At 71.8% G+C, this 18,991-nt stretch carries 15 protein-coding genes; 9 read left to right on the top strand and 6 right to left on the bottom strand.

Features of this window, described 5'->3' with window-relative positions; translation table 11 throughout:
• Position 1: 1 nt before the first annotated feature.
• The 3 genes from OG878_RS25570 to OG878_RS25560 all read right to left on the bottom strand — a co-directional run bounded on the left by OG878_RS25570 (position 2) and on the right by OG878_RS25560 (position 4,276).
• Entirely contained in the window at positions 2 to 1,687 is a 1,686-nt protein-coding gene (locus OG878_RS25570; RefSeq protein WP_328888933.1) for a thiamine pyrophosphate-binding protein, read from the bottom strand.
• Positions 1,684 to 2,661 carry an agmatinase gene (speB, locus tag OG878_RS25565; protein WP_328888932.1) on the bottom strand — a complete coding sequence of 326 codons (978 nt, stop codon included), beginning with the start codon at positions 2,659 to 2,661 and terminating at the stop codon, positions 1,684 to 1,686. The genes OG878_RS25570 and speB overlap by 4 nt, the downstream gene beginning before the upstream one ends.
• A 145-nt stretch (positions 2,662 to 2,806) precedes the next feature.
• Entirely contained in the window at positions 2,807 to 4,276 is a 1,470-nt protein-coding gene (locus OG878_RS25560; protein ID WP_328888931.1) for a sodium:solute symporter, read from the bottom strand.
• Positions 4,277 to 4,409: 133 nt separating this feature from the next.
• Here OG878_RS25560 and OG878_RS25555 point away from each other — a divergent pair, with 133 nt between their 5' ends.
• From OG878_RS25555 to OG878_RS25540, 4 genes are all read left to right on the top strand, one after another.
• The gene (locus OG878_RS25555; RefSeq protein ID WP_328888930.1) at positions 4,410 to 5,891 is read left to right on the top strand and encodes a PucR family transcriptional regulator; all 1,482 of its coding nucleotides are present in this window, start codon (positions 4,410 to 4,412) and stop codon (positions 5,889 to 5,891) included.
• Between the two features lie 284 nt (positions 5,892 to 6,175).
• Positions 6,176 to 7,333 carry an acyl-CoA dehydrogenase family protein gene (locus tag OG878_RS25550; protein WP_328888929.1) on the top strand — a complete coding sequence of 386 codons (1,158 nt, stop codon included), beginning with the start codon at positions 6,176 to 6,178 and terminating at the stop codon, positions 7,331 to 7,333.
• A gap of 18 nt (positions 7,334 to 7,351) precedes the next feature.
• On the top strand, positions 7,352 to 8,230 hold the full coding sequence (gene tesB / locus OG878_RS25545; protein ID WP_328888928.1) for an acyl-CoA thioesterase II: 879 nt from the start codon (positions 7,352 to 7,354) through the stop codon (positions 8,228 to 8,230).
• Between the two features lie 38 nt (positions 8,231 to 8,268).
• Positions 8,269 to 9,255, top strand: coding sequence for a cation diffusion facilitator family transporter (locus OG878_RS25540; protein WP_328888927.1), 987 nt, complete (start codon positions 8,269 to 8,271; stop codon positions 9,253 to 9,255).
• Positions 9,256 to 9,460: 205 nt separating this feature from the next.
• Here OG878_RS25540 and OG878_RS25535 read toward each other — a convergent pair whose 3' ends face one another.
• Positions 9,461 to 10,240 (bottom strand): phosphatase, encoded by a 780-nt coding sequence (locus OG878_RS25535; protein ID WP_328888926.1) that lies wholly within the window; start codon positions 10,238 to 10,240, stop codon positions 9,461 to 9,463.
• A gap of 763 nt (positions 10,241 to 11,003) precedes the next feature.
• Here OG878_RS25535 and OG878_RS25530 point away from each other — a divergent pair.
• The gene (locus OG878_RS25530; RefSeq protein WP_328888925.1) at positions 11,004 to 11,924 is read left to right on the top strand and encodes a helix-turn-helix domain-containing protein; all 921 of its coding nucleotides are present in this window, start codon (positions 11,004 to 11,006) and stop codon (positions 11,922 to 11,924) included.
• Positions 11,925 to 12,069: 145 nt separating this feature from the next.
• Here OG878_RS25530 and OG878_RS25525 read toward each other — a convergent pair whose 3' ends face one another.
• Positions 12,070 to 12,780, bottom strand: a complete 711-nt coding sequence (locus OG878_RS25525) for a hypothetical protein (protein ID WP_328888924.1) — start codon at positions 12,778 to 12,780, stop codon at positions 12,070 to 12,072.
• A 256-nt stretch (positions 12,781 to 13,036) separates the two neighbouring features.
• Between OG878_RS25525 and OG878_RS42345 the strand changes: the two genes are divergently transcribed.
• Positions 13,037 to 13,753 (top strand): GNAT family N-acetyltransferase, encoded by a 717-nt coding sequence (locus OG878_RS42345; RefSeq protein ID WP_443049169.1) that lies wholly within the window; start codon positions 13,037 to 13,039, stop codon positions 13,751 to 13,753.
• Here the strand turns inward: OG878_RS42345 and OG878_RS25515 are convergent.
• A complete protein-coding gene (locus tag OG878_RS25515; protein ID WP_328888922.1) occupies positions 13,638 to 14,246 on the bottom strand; it encodes an SACE_7040 family transcriptional regulator in 609 nt (202 codons plus the stop codon). The two genes, OG878_RS42345 and OG878_RS25515, sit on opposite strands and share 116 nt — an antisense overlap.
• 108 nt (positions 14,247 to 14,354) lie before the next feature.
• On the opposite strand from OG878_RS25515, the gene OG878_RS25510 reads away from it, so the two are divergent.
• From OG878_RS25510 to OG878_RS25500, 3 genes are read left to right on the top strand one after another with little or no spacing between them, the layout of a single operon-like run.
• Complete coding sequence (locus OG878_RS25510; protein WP_328888921.1) at positions 14,355 to 15,977, top strand: carboxyl transferase domain-containing protein; 1,623 nt, start codon at positions 14,355 to 14,357, stop codon at positions 15,975 to 15,977.
• A gap of 14 nt (positions 15,978 to 15,991) precedes the next feature.
• Positions 15,992 to 18,052, top strand: coding sequence for an acetyl/propionyl/methylcrotonyl-CoA carboxylase subunit alpha (locus OG878_RS25505; protein WP_328891381.1), 2,061 nt, complete (start codon positions 15,992 to 15,994; stop codon positions 18,050 to 18,052).
• On the top strand, positions 18,049 to 18,990 hold the full coding sequence (locus OG878_RS25500) for a hydroxymethylglutaryl-CoA lyase (RefSeq protein ID WP_328888920.1): 942 nt from the start codon (positions 18,049 to 18,051) through the stop codon (positions 18,988 to 18,990). Before OG878_RS25505 ends, OG878_RS25500 begins: the two co-directional genes overlap by 4 nt.
• Position 18,991 lies beyond the last annotated feature (1 nt).

The following is an 18,991-nucleotide window of genomic DNA, read 5'->3' as shown; positions in this document are numbered from 1 at the left end:
ACTACAGGTGTGTCGGCGCGAACATCCTCAGCAGTGCCGGGAGTACGACCACCGAAGGGCCGGGCTCCGCGAACGACTTCGCCAGGTCGTCGGCGAGCTTCTCGGGCGTCGTACGGACCGCCGGGACGCCGAACGACTCGGCGAGGGCGACGAAGTCCGGGCGGGACAGTTCCGTCGCCGTGGCCTCGCCGAACGCGTCCGTCATGTACTCGCGCAGGATGCCGTAGCCGCCGTCGTCGACGATCAGCCAGGTGACCGGCAGGTCGTACTGGCGGGCGGTGGCCAGCTCCGCGATCGAGTACATCGCGCCGCCGTCGCCGGAGACCGCCAGGACCGGCTTCGTACGGTCGGCCGCCGCCGCGCCGAGCGCCGCCGGGAAGCCGTAGCCGAGTCCGCCCGCGCCCTGCGCCGAGTGCATGGTGTTGGGGTGACGGGCGTCGAACGCGGACCACGCCCAGTAGGAGAGGATCGTCATGTCCCAGAAGCTGGGGGACGTGTCGGGCAGCGCCTCGCGCACCGAGGCGACGAGCTGCTGCTCCAGGGTGAGGTCCTGTCCGTCGATCCGTTCGCGGACGGCTTCGAGCACCGTACGGACCCGGTCGGCGGCCGACGGGTCCTCGCGGCGGTCGACCGCTTCGAGGAGGTCGGAGAGGGCCTCGCGGGCGTCGGCGTGGATGCCGAGCGCGGGGTGGTTGGACTCCAGCTTCCCGGCGTCCGCCTCGATCTGGACGACCCGGCCGCGCGGGCTGAACGTGTGGTAGTTCGAGGAGAGTTCGCCCAGTCCGGAGCCGACGACGAGCAGGACGTCCGCCGCTTCGAGGAAGTCCGTCGTGTGGCGGTCCTCCAGCCAGGACTGGAGCGAGAGCGGGTGCTCCCAGGGGAAGGCCCCCTTGCCGCCGAACGTGGTGACGACCGGGGCGTCGATCTTCTCCGCGAGGGCGAGCAGCTTGCCGGACGCGTCGGAGCGTACGACTCCGCCTCCCGCGATGATCGCCGGTCGCTCGGCGTTCGCCAGCAGGTGGGCTGCGACGGCGGTCAGTTCGGGCCGGGCATGCAGGGGCTTCGGCGTGGCGTCCATCGCGGTGACCGCCGGCAGGGTGGTCTCGGCGAGGAGCACGTCCTGCGGGATCTCGATCCAGACCGGGCCGTGCGGGGCCGTCAGCGCGGACTCCCAGGCGGCGGCGATCGCGGAGGGGATCTGCGACGCCGTACGGACGGTGTGGACGGACTTCACGACGTCGCGGAACGACGCCTTCTGGTCCCGGAGTTCATGCAGGTAGCCGTGGCGGCCGCCGCCCAGTCCCGCGGTCGGGATCTGGCTGGAGACGGCCAGGACGGGCGCCGAGGCGGCCGCCGCCTCCTGGAGCGCGGCGAGGGAGGTGAGGGCCCCCGGGCCGGTGGAGAGGAGCAGCGGCGCCACTTCGCCGGTGATCCGGCCGTAGGCGTCCGCGGCGAAGCCCGCGTTGTTCTCGACGCGCAGGCCGACGTACGAGAGGGAGGAGCGGCGCAGCGCGTCGAACATGCCGAGCGCGTGCTGCCCGGGCAGGCCGAAGACGGTGGTCGCGCCGAGGCCCTGGAGCGTCTCGACGACGAGGTCGCCGCCGTTGCGTCCGGCGGGAGGGTTCAGGGCGGCCGCGATCTGCTCGGGGGTGAGCTGCGGGCGCTCGTCGTGGTGGTCGTGGCTCACTTGCCCTGAGTTCCCTTCGCCGCCGCGATCTGGCGGGACATGATCGTCGTCAGCTCGTAAGCGGTGTGGGAGGCGGCGACGGAGGTGATCTCCGCGTGGTCGTACGCGGGGGCGACCTCGACCAGGTCGGCGGAGACCAGGTTGCAGGAGGACAGCCCGCGGACGATCTCGAGGAGCTCGCGGGAGGTGAGGCCGCCGGCCTCGGGGGTGCCGGTGCCGGGCGCGTGGGCCGGGTCCAGGACGTCGATGTCGATGGAGATGTACAGCGGGCGGTCGCCGATGCGCTGGCGCAGCTGGTCGGCGACCTCGTCGACACCGCGGCGCATGACGTCGGCGGAGGTGACGATGCCGAAGCCCAGCTTGGCGTCGTCGTCGAGGTCCTGCTTGCCGTACAGCGGGCCGCGGGTACCGACGTGGGAGAGCGCGGACGTGTCGAGGATGCCCTCCTCGACGGCGCGGCGGAACGGCGTGCCGTGGGTGTACTCGGCGCCGAAGTAGGTGTCCCACGTGTCGAGGTGGGCGTCGAAGTGGAGCAGGGCGACGGGGCCGTGCTTCTTGGCGACGGAGCGCAGCAGGGGCAGCGCGATGGTGTGGTCTCCGCCGAGCGTCATCATGCGGGCGCCCGTGCCGAGGAGGTCGTCGGCCGCGGCCTCGATCGTCTCGACGGCCTCGTTGATGTTGAACGGGTTGCCGGCGATGTCACCGGCGTCGGCGACCTGCGCGAGGGCGAACGGCGAGGCGTCCTGCGCCGGGTTGTACGGGCGCAGCAGGCGCGACGCCTCACGGATGGCGTTGCCGCCGAAGCGGGCACCGGGGCGGTACGAGACCCCGGTGTCGAAGGGCACGCCGACGACGGCGACATCGGCGTGGCCGACCTCGTCGAGGCGGGGCAGCCGCGCGAACGTCGCGGGACCGGCGTACCGCGGGACGCGGGAGGAGTCGACGGGGCCGCGCGGCGTTTCGTTGCTGCTCATGTGGGTGCCTTCCTGAGGAGGTGGTGCACGCCTTGTGGGCGTTCCTTCGTTGTTCAAGTGTGCGGGGTGTCTCCCGCAACGGGTTCCGTCCTCAGCCGCCGGACGGGCTCGAGGTGCCCGTCCGGCGACTGAGGACGCGTGGCTGCTAGACGGTGACCGATTCCGGGGCCGGCGTCGCGTCCGAGTCGGCGCCCTTGCCCGCGAGCCGCTCACGCCAGGCGGTCAGGACCGCGGCGTCGGTCGGCTTCGTCGCCAGGGACACGATCACGTACACCGCGAGCGAGGCCAGCAGCCCGTAGTAGACCGGTTCGTTGGCGAGGATTCCGTACGTCGCCATCAGGCCGATCACTGCCACACCGCCCACCGACACCGCGGCCAGTGCACCGGCGGCCGTGCCGCGGCGCCACAGCAGACCGCCGAGGATCGGTACGAGCAGTCCGCCGACGAGCAGGTTGTACGCGACGGTCAGGGCCTCGACGACGTTGTTGAGCGCGATGGCGATGGCGATGACGGCCACGCCCATGATGAGGATGAAGATGCGGTTGCCCTTCACCTCGTCGTGCTCCTCGCCGCCGCTCCGGGACGCCACGCCCCGCAGCCGCGACCAGATGTCGTTGTTGGCGACGGTGGCGCAGGCGATCAGCGCACCGGACGAGGTCGACATCACCGCGGCGAGCGCGGCGGCCAGCACCAGTCCTCGTACGCCCACCGGCAGTTCGTCCTTGACGATGGTCGCGAAGGCGGAGTCCGCGCTGGGCAGCTTCGGGTACATGACCTTGGCCGCGGTGCCGATGACGGCCCCGGCGAGCGCGTAGACCAGGCAGTACGTACCGGCGACGGTGCCGCCCCAGCGCGCCGTCCGGTCGGTGCGCGCGGTGAACACGCGCTGCCAGATGTCCTGGCCGATCAGCATGCCGAAGGTGTAGATCAGCACGTAGGTGAAGATCGTCTCGCCGCCGATGCCCAGCGGGTCGAAGTACTCGGTGGGCAGCTTCGCCTTCATCTCGCTGAAGCCGCCGGCCTTGATGACCGCGATCGGCAGGAGCAGGAGCAGCACACCGATCGTCTTGACGACGAACTGCACCATGTCCGTGAGCGTGATCGACCACATGCCGCCGAGCGTCGAGTACGCGACGACGATGGCGCCGCCGAGGATGATCGCGACGGTCCGGTTCATGTCGAAGAGGACGTCGAAGATGGTGGCGTACGCGATGGTCGAGGTGACCGCGAGCATCAGCGTGTACGCCCACATGACGACGCCGGAGATGAGGCCGGCCCGGCCGCCGTAGCGCAGGTCGAGCATCTCGGAGACGGTGTAGACCTTCAGTCGGGCGATGCGCGCCGAGAAGAAGATGGACAGGGCGAGCAGTCCGAGGCCGATCGTGAAGACCATCCAGGCGCCGGAGAGCCCGTACTGGTAGCCGAGGCCGACGCCACCGATGGTGGAGGCGCCGCCGAGGACGATCGCGGCCATGGTCCCGGAGTACATCCAGGGGCCGAGGCGGCGGCCCGCCACCAGGAATTCGCTCTTGGACTTGGCGCGGCGCATGCCCCACCAGCCCATGGCGAGCATGCCCGCCAGATAGACGACGATCACCGCGTAGTCGACAGCCATGGGCTTCCTCCGTCTCAGTCACGTTGCTGGTCATTGCGGGGTTGTGTGGTTCGTGAAGACGGTAGGTGGCCCACAGGCGGCGCTGAAGTGTACGTTTTATCCAATCTCGCCGTAGCCAATGGATGGACCGTCCATGCCGGATACTCCCACCGGGCCCTCTGTCCCCTCCGGGTCGGCTCCGCCCACCCCGCCGATCCCGCTGGCCGAACTGCTCGCCCGCGAGGACCTCGGGCTGCGCCTGATCGCGGGCCCGGCCCACGTCGACCTGCTGTGGGTGCACACCTCGGAGATGGCCGACCCGTACCCGTATCTCCTCGGCGGTGAGCTGCTGCTGAGCGCCGGGGTGCTGCTCAAGGAGCCGGACACGTATGTCGCCCGGCTGGTGGAGGCGGGGGCGGCGGCGCTCGGCTTCGGGGTCACCCCGGTGCACGACGCGGTGCCGCAGGCGCTGATCGAGGCGTGCGAGCGGCACGGGCTGCCCCTCGTGGAGGTGCCGCCCGCGACCCCGTTCACAGCGATCGCGCGGGCGGTGTGGCGGCTGATGGCGGAAGCGCGGCACCGGGAACTGCGCCGGGTGACGCGCGCCCAGCAGGCCCTGGCGACGGCGGCCGCCCGCCCGGATCCGGTACCGGCCGTGCTGCATCAGCTGGCCGTACAGCTGACGGGCCGGGCGGCGCTGCTCTCCGCGGCCGGCGAGGAGCTGCACGCGGCGGGCCGCCGCCCTGCGCCCGAGGTACGGGCGGCCCTGGCCCGGCTGACCCGCGTCGTCTCCCCCACCACCGCCGCAGCCTCTCCCGCCCCCACGTCGGCAACCGACACCCTCGGCGACACGCACCTCTTCGCATACGCGCTCGGCGGCGGACAGGGGCTCGTCCTGACACTGACGACGGGGCGGCGCGAGGCGGGCGATCACACGGTCGCCGGGATCGCGGTCGTCCTCCTCTCCCTGCTGGCCGCCCCGCACCAGGGCGCCGATGCCGCGGGCCGGTCGGCGGCGCTGGTCCGGCTGCTGCTCGGCGCGGACCCGGCGGACGTCGCCCCACTGCTCGGCGGCGCCGAGCAGTGGACGCTGGTGCACGCGCGCCGCAGCGGCGGGAGCGGCCCCGTCGACCCGCTCACCGCCGGGGCGCTGGGCGTCGCCCTCGGATCGGCGCTGGTCGACGCGGGCCGGGGCGGCGACGCCGTCAAGGTCCTGGTCCCGGGCGAGGACCGGATCACCCCCCAGCCCGGCTGGACGCTGGGCACGTCCGCACCCGCCCCCATCACCGCGCTGGACCTCGCCGACGGCCAGGCGTCCCGGGCACTGGGCCGCGCCGTGGCCACCCGCACCCCGCTGGCCCACCACCGCACCGGCAGCGGCCTGGGCGCACTGATCCCGCCCGCCGAGGCGGAGGCGCACGCCCGCGCACTGCTCGCCCCTCTCACCGTCACGCTCGCCGAGACCCTGCGCTGCTGGCTGAGCCTGCACGGCAGCTGGGACCGCACGGCGACGGCCCTCCAGGTGCACCGCAACACGGTCCGCCAGCGGATCGCCCGCTGCGCGACGCTGCTGGACGCGGACCTGGACGACATGGACGTACGGACGGAGCTGTGGTTCGCACTGCGGCGGCTGTGAGCACGGGCCCCGAGCGGCTGCGGGCACGCCCCTGAACACCGGCGGGCACGAGCCCCTGAACACCGGCGGGAGCGAGCCCTGAGCACCGGCGGGAGCACGGACCGTGAGCGCCACTGGGCGCACGGGCCCGCCCGGCTGTGATGTCGGCGACCACGGGCCATCGACTCTGGACAGCCCTGGTGACCGCCGGGTAACTTTTGATCCAGAACTGAGCAAGCGCTTAGCCAGCAGCCTGGCCGATGCTCGCCCGAAGCTGATCGCAGCCCGACAGAGGAGGCACCCCCGTGCGCCGTACGGTATTCAACGAGGACCACGAGGCGTTCCGGGAGACCATCCGCGCCTTCATCGCGGCCGAGGTCGTCCCCGTCTACGACGAGTGGTTCGCTGCCGGCCAGGCGCCGCGCGAGTTCTACCACAAGCTCGGCGAGCTGGGCGTCTTCGGCATCGAGGTGGACGAGGAGCACGGCGGCGCGGGCATCGACTCGCACAAGTACGAGGCCGTCATCTACGAGGAGACCGCCCGCGCCGGTGTCTCCTTCGGCGGCTCGGGTGTGCACACCCTGCTCGGCCTGCCGTACATCAAGATGCTCGCCACCGACGAGCAGAAGAAGCGCTGGCTGCCGAAGTTCACCACCGGCGAGGAGATGTGGGCCCTCGCGATGACCGAGCCGGGTACCGGCTCCGACGTCGCGGGCATGAAGACCACCGCCAAGCTCTCCGAGGACGGTACGCACTACGTCCTCAACGGCGCCAAGACGTTCATCACCGGTGGTGTGCACGCCGACCGCGTGATCGTGTGCGCCCGTACGTCCGCTCCCCGCGAGGACGACCGCCGCTTCGGCATCTCCCTGTTCGCCGTGGACACCAAGTCGGCGGGCTACTCCGTCGGCCGCAAGCTGGACAAGCTCGGCCTGAAGGTCTCCGACACCGCCGAGCTGGCCTTCGTCGACGTGCAGGTCCCCGTGGACGACCTGCTCGGCGAGGAGAACAAGGGCTTCGGCTACCTCGGCACCAACCTGGCGTCCGAGCGCTGGGGCATAGCCTTCGGCGCGTACGCACAGGCCGCTGCCGCCGTCCGGTTCGCCAAGAGCTACGTGCAGGACCGCACGGTCTTCGGCAAGACCGTCGCCTCGTTCCAGAACACCAAGTTCGAGCTGGCCGCCTGCCAGGCCGAGGTGGACGCGGCCCAGGCCGTCGCCGACCGCGCGCTGGAGGCCCTCGACGCCGGTGAGCTGACCGCCGCCGAGGCCGCCTCCGCGAAGCTGTTCTGCACCGAGGTCGCGCACCGGGTGATCGACCGCTGCCTCCAGCTGCACGGTGGCTACGGCTTCATGAACGAGTACCCGATCGCCCGCCTCTACGCGGACAACCGCGTCAACCGCATCTACGGCGGCACCAGCGAGGTCATGAAGTCGATCATCGCCAAGTCCATGGGCCTGTAGGGCGGTTACGTTCTCTCCATGAGCTCAGCACTTGAATCCCTGCTCGATCTGCTCGACCTGGAGCAGATCGAGCAGGACATCTTCCGGGGTACGAGCCGTTCGGCGGTCGTGCCCCGGGTCTTCGGCGGACAGGTCGCGGCCCAGGCGCTCGTCGCCGCCGGCCGCACCGTCCCCGCGAACCGCACAGCCCATTCCCTGCATTCCTACTTCCTGCGGATGGGCGACCCGGGCGCACCGATCGTCTACAGCGTCGACCGGATCCGCGACGGCCGCTCCTTCACCACCCGCCGCGTGGTGGCCGTCCAGCACGGGCAGCCGATCTTCCATCTCTCGGCGTCGTTCCAGACGTACGAGGAGGGCCTGGAGCACCAGGCGGACATGCCGCCCGCCCCGGACCCGGAGACCCTGCCCACGGCGGAGCAGATGCTGCCGCGGTACGCGGACGCGTTCGTCGACCCGGGTGTCATGGACCGGCTGCTGGAGGCGCGGGCCGCGGTCGACCTGCGCTATGTCGACGCCCCGCCGTTCGCCCACGTCGGCACCCCGCAGGAGCCTCGCTCCCAGGTGTGGTTCCGCACCAACGGCAAGCTCGCGGACGACCCGCTGCTGCACGTCTGCATGGCGACGTACGTCTCCGACATGACGCTGCTCGACTCGGTGCTGCTCGCGCACGGGCGCGGCGGCTGGGCGGTCGGCGACGTGGTGGGCGCGAGCCTGGACCACGCCATGTGGTTCCACCGGCCGTTCCGGGCCGACGAATGGCTGCTGTACGACCAGGAGTCGCCGTCCGCGTCCGGCGGGCGCGGGCTCGGCCAGGCCCGTATCTACACGCAGGACGGCCGGCTGGCGATCACCGTCATCCAGGAAGGCGTGGTCCGGGTCCCGAGGAAGGACTGAACAGGCCACGGTCCGGCCGTCGGGACATACTCCCCACCATGGGCGACGAGAGCAGCACCAGCAGCAGCGCGACCGGTGGAGGGTCCGCGTTCACGGTCATCGTCGCGGCGGTCGCCAACCTCGGCATCGCCGTGGCGAAGGCGGTCGCGGGGCTGATCAGCGGATCGAGCGCCATGCTGTCCGAGGCGGCGCACTCGGTCGCCGACACCGTCACCGAGGTCCTGCTGCTCACCGCGCTCAAACGCAGCGAGAAGCCCGCCGACGAGGAACATCCGCTGGGGCACGGCCCCGAGCGCTACATCTGGGCGCTGCTCGCCTCGGTCGCCACGTTCGTCGGTGGCGCGGTGTTCGCCTTCTACGACGGCATCCACACCCTCGTCCGGGGCGAGGAACTCGGCGACCCGCTGGTCTCGTACCTCGTGCTGGCCGTCGCCTTCCTCCTCGAGGGCGTCTCCCTGCGCACGGGACTGCGCCAGGTCCGCGCCGAAGCCGCCCGTCTGGGCGCACCCACCACCCACTATCTGCGCCACACTCCCGACACCGCGGTCAAGGCGGTCGTGATGGAGGACTCAGCAGCCCTGGTCGGCCTGCTGCTCGCCGCGGGCGGGCTGCTCGGCGGCCAACTGTCCGGCTCCGGCGTCTGGGACGGCATCGCGTCGATCCTGATCGGCGTGCTGCTGGTGTACGTGGCCTGGGTCCTCGGCCGCTCCAACGCCCAGCTGCTGATCGGCCGGCCGCTGCCGGAGGAGATGCGGGCCGGGGTACGCGAGGAAATCCTCTCCGTACCGCACATCATCGACGTCATGGAGCTGACCACCCTGGTCCAGGGACCGACGGAGGTCCTCGTCGCCGCGAAGGTCGACTTCCGGGACGCGTCGACCGCGGAGCAGATCGAGTGGGCCTGCGAGGAGGCGGAGGAACAGTTGCGGGAACGCTATCCGTCGATCCGCCGGGTGTACCTGGACCCGACGCCGGGACTGGGACAGCGGCGACGGACGGACGGGCCGGGGGCGGGCTCGGCCTGACCGCGCCGGCGCCCTCGGTTTCAGGGCGGACATGCGTCCGGCCGGGCCCGCAAGGTGGTCGTGGATGTGGGTGGGGTGGTCCGGGCAGTACACCGCCGCACGGACCATGGTCGGGGTCCGTGCGGGACGGAGGAGACCGGCTCCCACCCGGCGGTTGCTCGCGTCTCCGGGACCGTGTGCGAAGGCCGCCGATCCGACGTACGCCTCAGAGCAGCCCGGCCGCGTCCAGCAGATAGTCCGTCATCGGGTCGTAGAACCGCGGGTCCAGCACATGGTCGTCCAGTGGCACGACGACCTGCAGGGTGCCCTCCGCCTCCCCGAGGAAGAGCGCCGGGTCATTGCTGTCCGCGTACCCGACCGAGTCGAGCCCCCGCTGCCCGGCGCATCCCGCCCACCCGTGGTCGGCGACGACCAGATCCGGCAGCGGCCGCCCCGCACGCTCCAGGCCGTCCAGGATCGCCGCCATCGGCGCCGGTGAGTGCGTGTGCCACAGCGTCGCCCCGCGCTCCATCACGGCCACATCGGCGAACTGGAAGACCATGCCCTCGTCCGCCATCAGCCCGGACGGAATCCGTACGATCTCGCACCCGGCGGTCCGCAACGCGTCCGCGGTCTGCCGGTGCACGTCCAGCAGACCGCCCGGATGCCCGGTCGCGAACAGCACCCGCTCCGACCCCGCAGCCGCCTTGCGCAGCCGGGCCGCCATCCGCTCCAGCGCGTCGACCGTCAGCTCGGGGTCGATGGTGTCCTGCCCGTGCCGGTGCTCCGGATCGTCACTGACCCCGCATCTCTCGGCCATCACGGCGAGCACGTCCTGCTCGTCGGCCCACCGGTTGCCGAGTTCCAGCCCCAGCCAGTAGTGGCGGTCGCCGTTGGCAAGCTTGCGGTAGTGGGAGAGGTTGTTGTCGCGGGGGGTGGCGACATCTCCGGCGATGCGCGTACGGACGAGGTGCTCGACGAGGGCGGCACGGCTGGGTATCGGCATGAACCCATTGTGCCGTCAGGTGTGCGCAGTGTGCCGAGTGTCTTGCACGGCGGACGGGGCGGGGACGGTGCAGCGCGGCGCGACACCCTGGATCCGCGGACGCCGCACCTCGTCACCGAGGACGCACGGACGACTGTCCCGGTATCACTCCACTGCTGTGAACCCCGCCTCTCGCACATCGCGGTTGGGTGACACCGCAGGGCCCGGAGGCGGACGCGCCATTCCTGTGCCCATCCGGTGCGGGAGCCCAGCGTCCGGGTGAGGGCGACGGCGAACAGACCGCCTGCAGCCGGAGTTCGCCGTCAGCCGCTCGGCCGCGATCAGCGGCACGAGCGGGTCGCCGGGGCGCCGGGCGGCGCCGAGCCTGTTGCAGCCAGGACCACGCCCCGTGCATCGAGCTTCGTGCGCCGCACCGGATCGCGACTGCCGCGACCCGGTGGACCACGATGCGGCCGGCCGCGACGTGGTCCGCCCCGACGTCAGAATGCTTTTTTGATTCTTCCGGGAATCACCTTTCCCAGCCCCTCCCTGCCTCCCATCACCCACAAGGGTGAGCTTTGCCAACTGGACTGGATCTCGGTCCGGTTGGCGGGCATATGCTCGCCCCGACAACCCCAGACATGCGTCGGCCCCCGGCCGGGACGGCAATCCCGATCGAGGGCCTGACCACCGAGGAAGCGAACCCTTCCCGATGGATGTTCAGCAGATTACCGCGCCCTCGCGCGCCACAGCAGGCGTTACCCGCCCTGCCACTCCATCCGGTGTGATTCACGTCAACACCCGGCACACCAACCGCTGCACCGTCGTCGGCAACCACCTCGCCCAGCACCGCGAGATGTCTTTGGTGGCGATCGGGTTGGCCGTGCACATCCAGTCGCTGCCCGCCGGGGCCAAGATCGGCATCAAGTTCCTCGCCGATCGCTTCCCGGAGAGCGGGACGCGGATCGCGGCGGCTCTGCGTGAGCTGGAGAGCCACGCCTACCTGGCCCGTACGCGGGAGCGGACGACCGGCGGCCGGGTCGTCACCCGGACCGATTCGTACCACCAGCCGGGAGCGGGCACGGCCCGCCCGGTACCGAAGCCCGAGCCGAGGGCCGAGCGGCAGCCGCAGCCGCAGCTGATCCGCGGGGCGGGCGCGGCGGTCGTGCCCGGAGCGGTGGTGGTGCCGGGAATCCCCTTGGTGCCGGTTGCGCCGAGGGGGCCCGTGGTGCCTGCCCAGGCACCCGCCCCCGAGCGGCGAACCGCCTCGCCCGCCCCGCCGCCGCTCCCCGCACCGCAGACCCATGACCTCGCCCGTCATCGCAGCGCCGTCGATCTCCTCGCCGGCCTGCGCGCCCACGATCCCCGGCTCCTGCTGTCCGAGTACGACATCCGCCGCCTCGCGCCGGGTGTGGCCTGCCGGCTGGAGCGCGGAATCGATCCGGAGGCCGGACGCCGCACCCTGATCGCCGACCTTCCGGAGCCCGTCAGAAGCCCGGCGTCGCTCCTCGGCCACCGCCTCACACGACTGCTTCCGCCGCCGCTGCCCGCCGCCCCGGTCCGCGAGGTGGTGGAACGCCCTCACCCGTTCCAGGAATGCGACCGCTGCGAACGCGTCTTCCGTGGCCCGGAACCGGGTCACTGCCGTGACTGCCGGGAGTGCGGCGAGTCCTCCAGCACCGAGCACCTGGAGTGCTCCGCGTGACCGCTCCGCACGGACGGATCATGCGGCACCGGTCGCGGGCCGGACGCAGGTGCGGCCGCCGGGAACCGGGCAGCCGCCGAGCGGTGTCCCTCATGCCGGAGACCCCGGCCCGATTCCGACGGGCCGGGGCCTCCATGAGGCGGTATCACCACCCGGGGCGGCCTCCGATCACCAGGAAGCTGCCCACGACGCCATCGTTGTTGAACAGGCTGCTGTTGCCGGAGCCGGTCACGACGCCGTGGCCCGTGCTGTAGGGGCCGACGGTGGCGACGGGGGCCCCGTTGTCACAGGTGGCCCCGCGGAAGACCTCAACGGTCTTCCAGCTGTCGTTGCTGACGCTGAAGCTGCTGGAACCCAGGCCACTGGCCGCGGTGATGCAGCCCTCCGCGTAGGCGGAGTACGTACGGTCATTGAACTGGATGGTCCCTCCCCTGCCATAGCCGCCGTTACCGCCCCCGTCATAGCCGCCCCGGCCGCCGCCACCGCCACCGCCACCGCCGTAGCCACCGCCACCGCCGTAGCCGCCACCCCCGCCATAGCCGCCGTCATCGCCGCCATAGCCGCCGTCGTCACCGCCGTAGCCGCCGCCATCGCCCCGGTCGTCACCGCCGCCATTGCCGCCCTGGCCCCCGTCGTTTCCCCTTCCGCTGTCTTCGGCGGGGGGAGCCGCGGCAGGGGCGGCCGGTTTGGCGGGCGTGGCGGCTTTCGGTGCGTGCGGGGCGGCCCGTTGGACGGATGGGCGGGCCTCGTGGGCGGACGTGTCCGATCCTGAGTTCGAGGCGTAGGTGATGCCGGTGGCGGCGAGGGCCGCGGCGCCCACCACTGCGGCGGTCACGGCGAAGGTGCGCGTGCTCATATCGTTTCTCCCAGTTGCAGAAGGCGCCGGCCGGGCAGCCGATCTGGGATGAACGTACTTATTACCCCATTACCTGTCATATCGGGCATGGCTAAGGTGTGACGCCAGACGGCCGACCGGGTGTACACACGGCACCCGCCGCCCTCCGCTCCCCGATCTGATATCTCATCAAAAAAGTACGAGCACAAGCACCTCCGCCCTGCGACTACGCCTTCCGGGCGATTCCCTGACGCCCGCTCACCCCGTCGGCAGCGACATGCCGGTTCGAGCACACGGATGGTCACGCAGGGAGCTCCTCCCTTTCGCCGACGCCCACGCCGTCACGGTGGCGGGCCGGCCGGCCTCCGCCTCGGAGCCCGTTGTGCGGTGCCGGCGGCCGGAGTTCCCCGTGTCCGCACAGACGATCACCGAGTGGCGGCGGGATGGCGCCGTGCGGGCCCACGCCCTCGTCGAGGACGGGCGCATCGCCGGTTACGGGGAATGGTGGTTCGACATCGAGGAGGACGAGGTCGAGCCGGCCCGGATCGTCGTGGCCCCCGGTACCCGCGGCAAGGGGGTCGGCCGCGCGCCGGTGCACGGCCTTCCCGCGCAGGCCCGCGGGTCCGGCCATGGCGATGTCTTCATGCGCGTGCACCCCGATGACGAGAGGGCCCTGCGGTGCCATCGGGGGGCCGGGTTCGCGCCGGTCGAGGCCGGTCTCGACCGGGAGCCGGAATGCCGCTCAGCCGGTCGGCCGCGTCCGGCTCCGGCACGATGCCGAGGCACCGCAGGACCGGCCCGACCCGCTCCGGCCGATCCGCCGCGCACCGGAGCGAGCCCGCACGCCGACGGCCCTCAGCCGAGGATCCGGCGGAGCTTCACACCCGCACCTGGGCCGCCTCGAACGCCCCCCTCGCCAGCCGGTGCAGCAGCGCAGCCGTGGCCGTGCGGCCGGGGAGGGCGCCGGGGCGGCCCAGGTGCGGGGTCGAGTTGAGCAGGCCGAAGACCGCGTGGACGGCGGCGCGGGCCTCGCTCTCGGGGAGCAGGGGGTAGAGGGCGCGGACCACCTCGACCCACAGTTCCACGTACTGCCGCTGCAGCTGGCGCACCCGCTTGCGGTCGGAGTCCCGGAGGCGGTCCAGCTCGCGGTCGTGCAGGGTGATCAGGGGGCGGTCGTCGAGGGCGAAGTCGATGTGGCCCTCGATGAGCGCGTCCAGCAGGGCCTCCGGGGAGCCGTCGCCGGAGGTCGCGTCCTCGGTGACGCGCAGCCGGCCGCCGGCCAGGAGGCGCTCACTGATGCCGACCAGCAGTTCGGCGAGCATCGCGTCCTTGCCGGGGAAGTGCCGGTAGAGGCCGGGGCCGCTGATCCCCACGGCGGCGCCTATCTCGTCGACGCCCACACCGTGGAAGCCGCGCTCGGCGAAGAGGCGGGCAGCCTCCTTGAGGATCTGCTCGCGGCGCGTCGGGGCGTCCGTCCTGGTGGTCATGGATTCGATTCTAGACAGTCGGGTTAGCGAGCGTTAACCTGAAGGAAACGTGTTAACGCTCATTAACCGATTCGGCCGACCGGCCGAGCGGGCAAGGGGGCTCGACGGATGCAGCAGGCACCGGTGCTGGCGAGTGCGGCGGATCCCGCATCTCAGGGCTGGCTGGCCAATGAGGCGGCGCACACCGCACTCGGCGACGAGCTGCGGGCGCGGCTGGCCGCAGCGCGGCTGGGCGGGGGTGAGAAGGCCCGCGCCCGGCATGTGGCGCGCGGCAAGCTGCTGCCCCGGGACCGGGTGGATGCGCTGCTCGACCCGGGATCGCCCTTCCTGGAGCTGGCGCCGCTGGCGGCCGAGGGGCTGTACGGCGGTGCGGCTCCGGCGGCCGGCGTGATCGCCGGGATCGGCCGGGTCAGTGGCCGCGAGTGCGTGATCGTCGCCAATGACGCCACGGTCAAGGGCGGCACCTACTACCCCATGACGGTGAAGAAGCACCTGCGGGCCCAGGAAGTGGCGCTGGAGAACCGGCTGCCGTGCCTGTACCTGGTCGACTCGGGCGGGGCGTTCCTGCCGATGCAGGACGAGGTCTTCCCCGACCGGGAGCACTTCGGGCGGATCTTCTACAACCAGGCCCGGATGTCGGGGGCCGGGATTCCGCAGGTGGCGGCCGTCCTGGGGTCGTGCACGGCCGGCGGGGCGTACGTCCCCGCAATGAGCGACGAGGCCGTGATCGTGCGGAACCAGGGGACGATCTTCCTCGGTGGTCCGCCGCTGGTGAAGGCCGCGACCGGTGAGGTGGTGACGGCGGAGGAGCTGGGCGGCGGCGAGGTCCACTCCCGCACGTCGGGTGTCACCGACCATCTCGCGGAGGACGACGCGCATGCGCTGCGGATCGTCCGGAACATCGTGGCGACGCTGCCCGCGCGCGGCGCACTGCCCTGGTCCGTGGAGCCCGTGGAGGAGCCGAAGGTCGACCCGGCCGGGCTGTACGGCGCCGTGCCGGTGGATTCCCGGACGCCCTACGACGTACGGGAAGTGATCGCCCGGGTCGTCGACGGATCGCGGTTCGCGGAGTTCAAGGCGGAGTACGGGACGACGCTGGTGACGGGCTTCGCCCGGATCCACGGGCATCCGGTCGGCATCGTCGCCAACAACGGGATCCTGTTCTCCGAGTCCGCCCAGAAGGGTGCGCACTTCATCGAGCTGTGCGACCAGCGCGGCATTCCGCTCGTCTTCCTGCAGAACATCTCCGGGTTCATGGTGGGGCGCGACTACGAGGCCGGTGGCATCGCCAAGCACGGCGCCAAGATGGTCACGGCCGTCGCCTGCACCCGCGTGCCGAAGCTGACCGTCGTGGTCGGCGGGTCGTACGGAGCGGGCAACTACTCCATGTGCGGGCGGGCCTATTCGCCGCGGTTCCTGTGGATGTGGCCCAACGCCAAGATCTCCGTCATGGGCGGCGAGCAGGCCGCGTCGGTACTGGCGACGGTCAAGCGCGACCAGCTGGGCGACGGCTGGAGCGCCGAGGACGAGGAAGCCTTCAAGGCGCCGATCCGCGAGCAGTACGAGACCCAGGGCAACGCGTACTACGCCACCGCCCGGCTCTGGGACGACGGGGTGATCGACCCGCTGGAGACCCGGCAGGTGCTGGGGCTCGCTCTGACCGCGTGCGCCAACGCCCCGCTTCCCCAGAAGGACCACGCGGCGCCCGGCTTCGGCGTCTTCCGGATGTGAGGGAAAAGATGACGATGTTCGACACCGTTCTTGTCGCCAACCGCGGCGAGATCGCGGTCCGGGTCATCCGGACGCTGCGCGAGCTGGGTGTGCGGTCCGTCGCCGTCTTCAGCGACGCGGACGCCGACGCCCGGCACGTACGGGAGGCCGACACCGCGGTACGGATCGGTCCCGCACCGGCCGCCGCGAGCTATCTGAACGTGCCCGCGCTGCTGGACGCGGCCCGCCACACCGGTGCGCAGGCCGTCCACCCGGGTTACGGGTTCCTCGCCGAGAACGCCGGGTTCGCGCAGGCCTGCGCGGATGCGGGGCTCGTCTTCATCGGACCGCCGGCGTCGGCGATCTCGTTGATGGGCGACAAGATCCGGGCCAAGGAGACCGTGGCGGCGGCCGGGGTTCCGGTCGTGCCCGGGTCGTCCGGGAGCGGGCTCAGCGACGCGCAGCTGGCGGATGCGGCGCGCGGAATCGGGATGCCGGTACTGCTGAAGCCCTCGGCGGGCGGCGGCGGCAAGGGCATGCGGCTGGTGCGTGACGAGGCGCTGCTCGCCGACGAGATCGCGGCCGCCCGTCGCGAGGCCCGGGGATCGTTCGGGGACGACACCTTGCTCGTCGAGCGGTGGATCGACCGGCCGCGCCACATCGAGATCCAGGTCCTGGCCGACGCGCACGGGAACGTGGTGCACCTCGGTGAGCGCGAGTGCTCGCTGCAGCGCCGCCACCAGAAGATCATCGAGGAGGCGCCGTCCGTCCTGCTCGACGAGAAGACCCGGGCGGCGATGGGCGAGGCGGCCGTCCAGGCGGCGCGCTCCTGCGGGTATGTCGGTGCGGGCACGGTGGAGTTCATCGTCCCGGGCAACGACCCGGCCTCGTACTACTTCATGGAGATGAACACCCGCCTCCAGGTCGAGCACCCGGTCACCGAGCTCATCACCGGGATCGATCTGGTGGAGTGGCAGCTACGGGTCGCCTCCGGCGAGCGACTTCCGTACGCACAGCAGGACATCACACTGAACGGGCATGCGATCGAGGCCCGGATCTGCGCGGAGGACGCGGCCCGCGGCTTTCTGCCGTCCGGCGGCACGGTGCTCTCCCTCCGCGAGCCGGACGGCCACGGCGTGCGGACCGACTCGGGTCTCGTCGAGGGGGTCGAGGTCGGCAGTCTGTACGACCCGATGCTCTCGAAGGTCATCGTCCACGGACCCGACCGGGCCACGGCGCTGCGGCGGCTGCGCGCCGCGCTGTCGGAGCTGGTGATCCTGGGCGTGCCGACGAACGCAGGGTTCCTGCGGCGACTGCTCGCCCACCCGGCGGTGGTGGCGGGCGAGCTGGACACCGGGCTGGTGGAGCGTGCGGTGGACGGGCTGGTGCCGGAGGGGGTACCGGAGGAGGTGTACGCGGCAGCGGCGCTGCTGCGGCAGCCCGCCACCGGGGATTCCTCCGGTTGGGTCGACCCGTTCTCGGTGGCCGACGGCTGGCGGCTGGGCGGCGCCCCCGCCCGCACGGTCCGTCACTTCCGGCTGCCGGGCCACGACCCGGTGCAGGTCTCCGTGCGCACCTGCCCCGCGGGCACCGAGCTGACGTTCGGCCATGTCGGGGAGTGCGCACCGCCGACGCCCGCGACGGGGGCCTGCGGCCCGCTGGCCCCCGTGCCCGGCGGCCGGGAGACGGCCAGGGTCATCGACGTCTCCGCGCACCGTCTCACCTTCGAACTCGCCGGTGTCACCCATACGTTCGCGCACACCTCCTCCCCGGAGGGGAACTGGCTGGGCCGTGACGGGGATACCTGGCACGTCCAGGATCACGACCCGGTCGAGGCGTCCCTCACCGGCGCGGGCCGCTCCGGTGCCGACACCCTCGCCGCGCCCATGCCCGGCACGGTCACGGTCGTGAAGGTGGCCGTCGGCGACGAGGTCGTGGCCGGGCAGAGTCTGCTCGTCGTCGAGGCGATGAAGATGGAGCACGTCATCTCCGCCCCGCACGCCGGGACCGTCACCGAGCTCGATGTCACGGCCGGCACCACGGTCGCCATGGACCAGGTACTGGCCGTGGTGGTTCCGAACGAGGAGGAAGCATGACCGGCGGCAGTCTGCCCATGATCGTGCCCGCACCGGATCTGCCCGCCCGGGTACGCATCCACGAGGTCGGTGCCCGCGACGGGCTGCAGAACGAGAAGGCCGTCGTGCCGACCGAGGTCAAGGCGGAGTTCATCCACCGCCTCGCTGCGGCCGGTCTGGCCACGATCGAGGCGACGAGTTTCGTCCACCCCGCATGGGTGCCCCAGCTCGCCGACGCGGAGGACCTGTTCCCCCGCCTCGGCGACATCGAGGGGGTCGCGCTGCCCGTGCTCGTCCCGAACGAGCGCGGGCTCGACCGGGCCCTGGCGCTCGGTGCCCGCCGGATCGCCGTGTTCGGGTCGGCGACCGAGACGTTCGCCGCCCGCAATCTCAACCGCACGGTCGACGAGTCGCTCGCCATGTTCGAGCCGGTCGTGGCCCGCGCCAAGGACGACAAGGTGCATGTCCGCGGCTATCTGTCGATGTGTTTCGGCGACCCGTGGGAGGGGCCTGTCCCGGTCCACCAGGTCGTCCGCGTCGCCAAGGCGCTGATGGACCTGGGCTGCGACGAGCTCTCCCTCGGCGACACCATCGGCGTCGCCACCCCCGGCCATGTGCAGGACCTGCTCTCCGAGCTGAACGAGGAGGGCGTGCACACCAACACCATCGGAGTGCACTTCCACGACACGTACGGCCAGGCCCTCGCCAACACCCTTGCCGCGCTCCAGCACGGAGTGACCACCGTGGACGCCTCCGCGGGCGGCCTCGGCGGCTGCCCGTACGCGAAGAGCGCCACCGGAAATCTCGCCACCGAAGACCTCGTGTGGATGCTTCACGGCCTCGGTATCGAAACCGGGGTCGACCTCGACGCGCTCACCGCCACCAGCGTGTGGCTCGCCGAGCAACTGGGCCGTCCGAGCCCGTCCCGTACCGTCCGCGCCCTCTCCCACAAGGAGTGAA

It is taken from the genome of Streptomyces sp. NBC_00316, from assembly GCF_036158715.1.
Lineage (GTDB): Bacteria > Actinomycetota > Actinomycetes > Streptomycetales > Streptomycetaceae > Streptomyces.
This window is presented reverse-complemented; position numbering and strand designations above follow the sequence as displayed.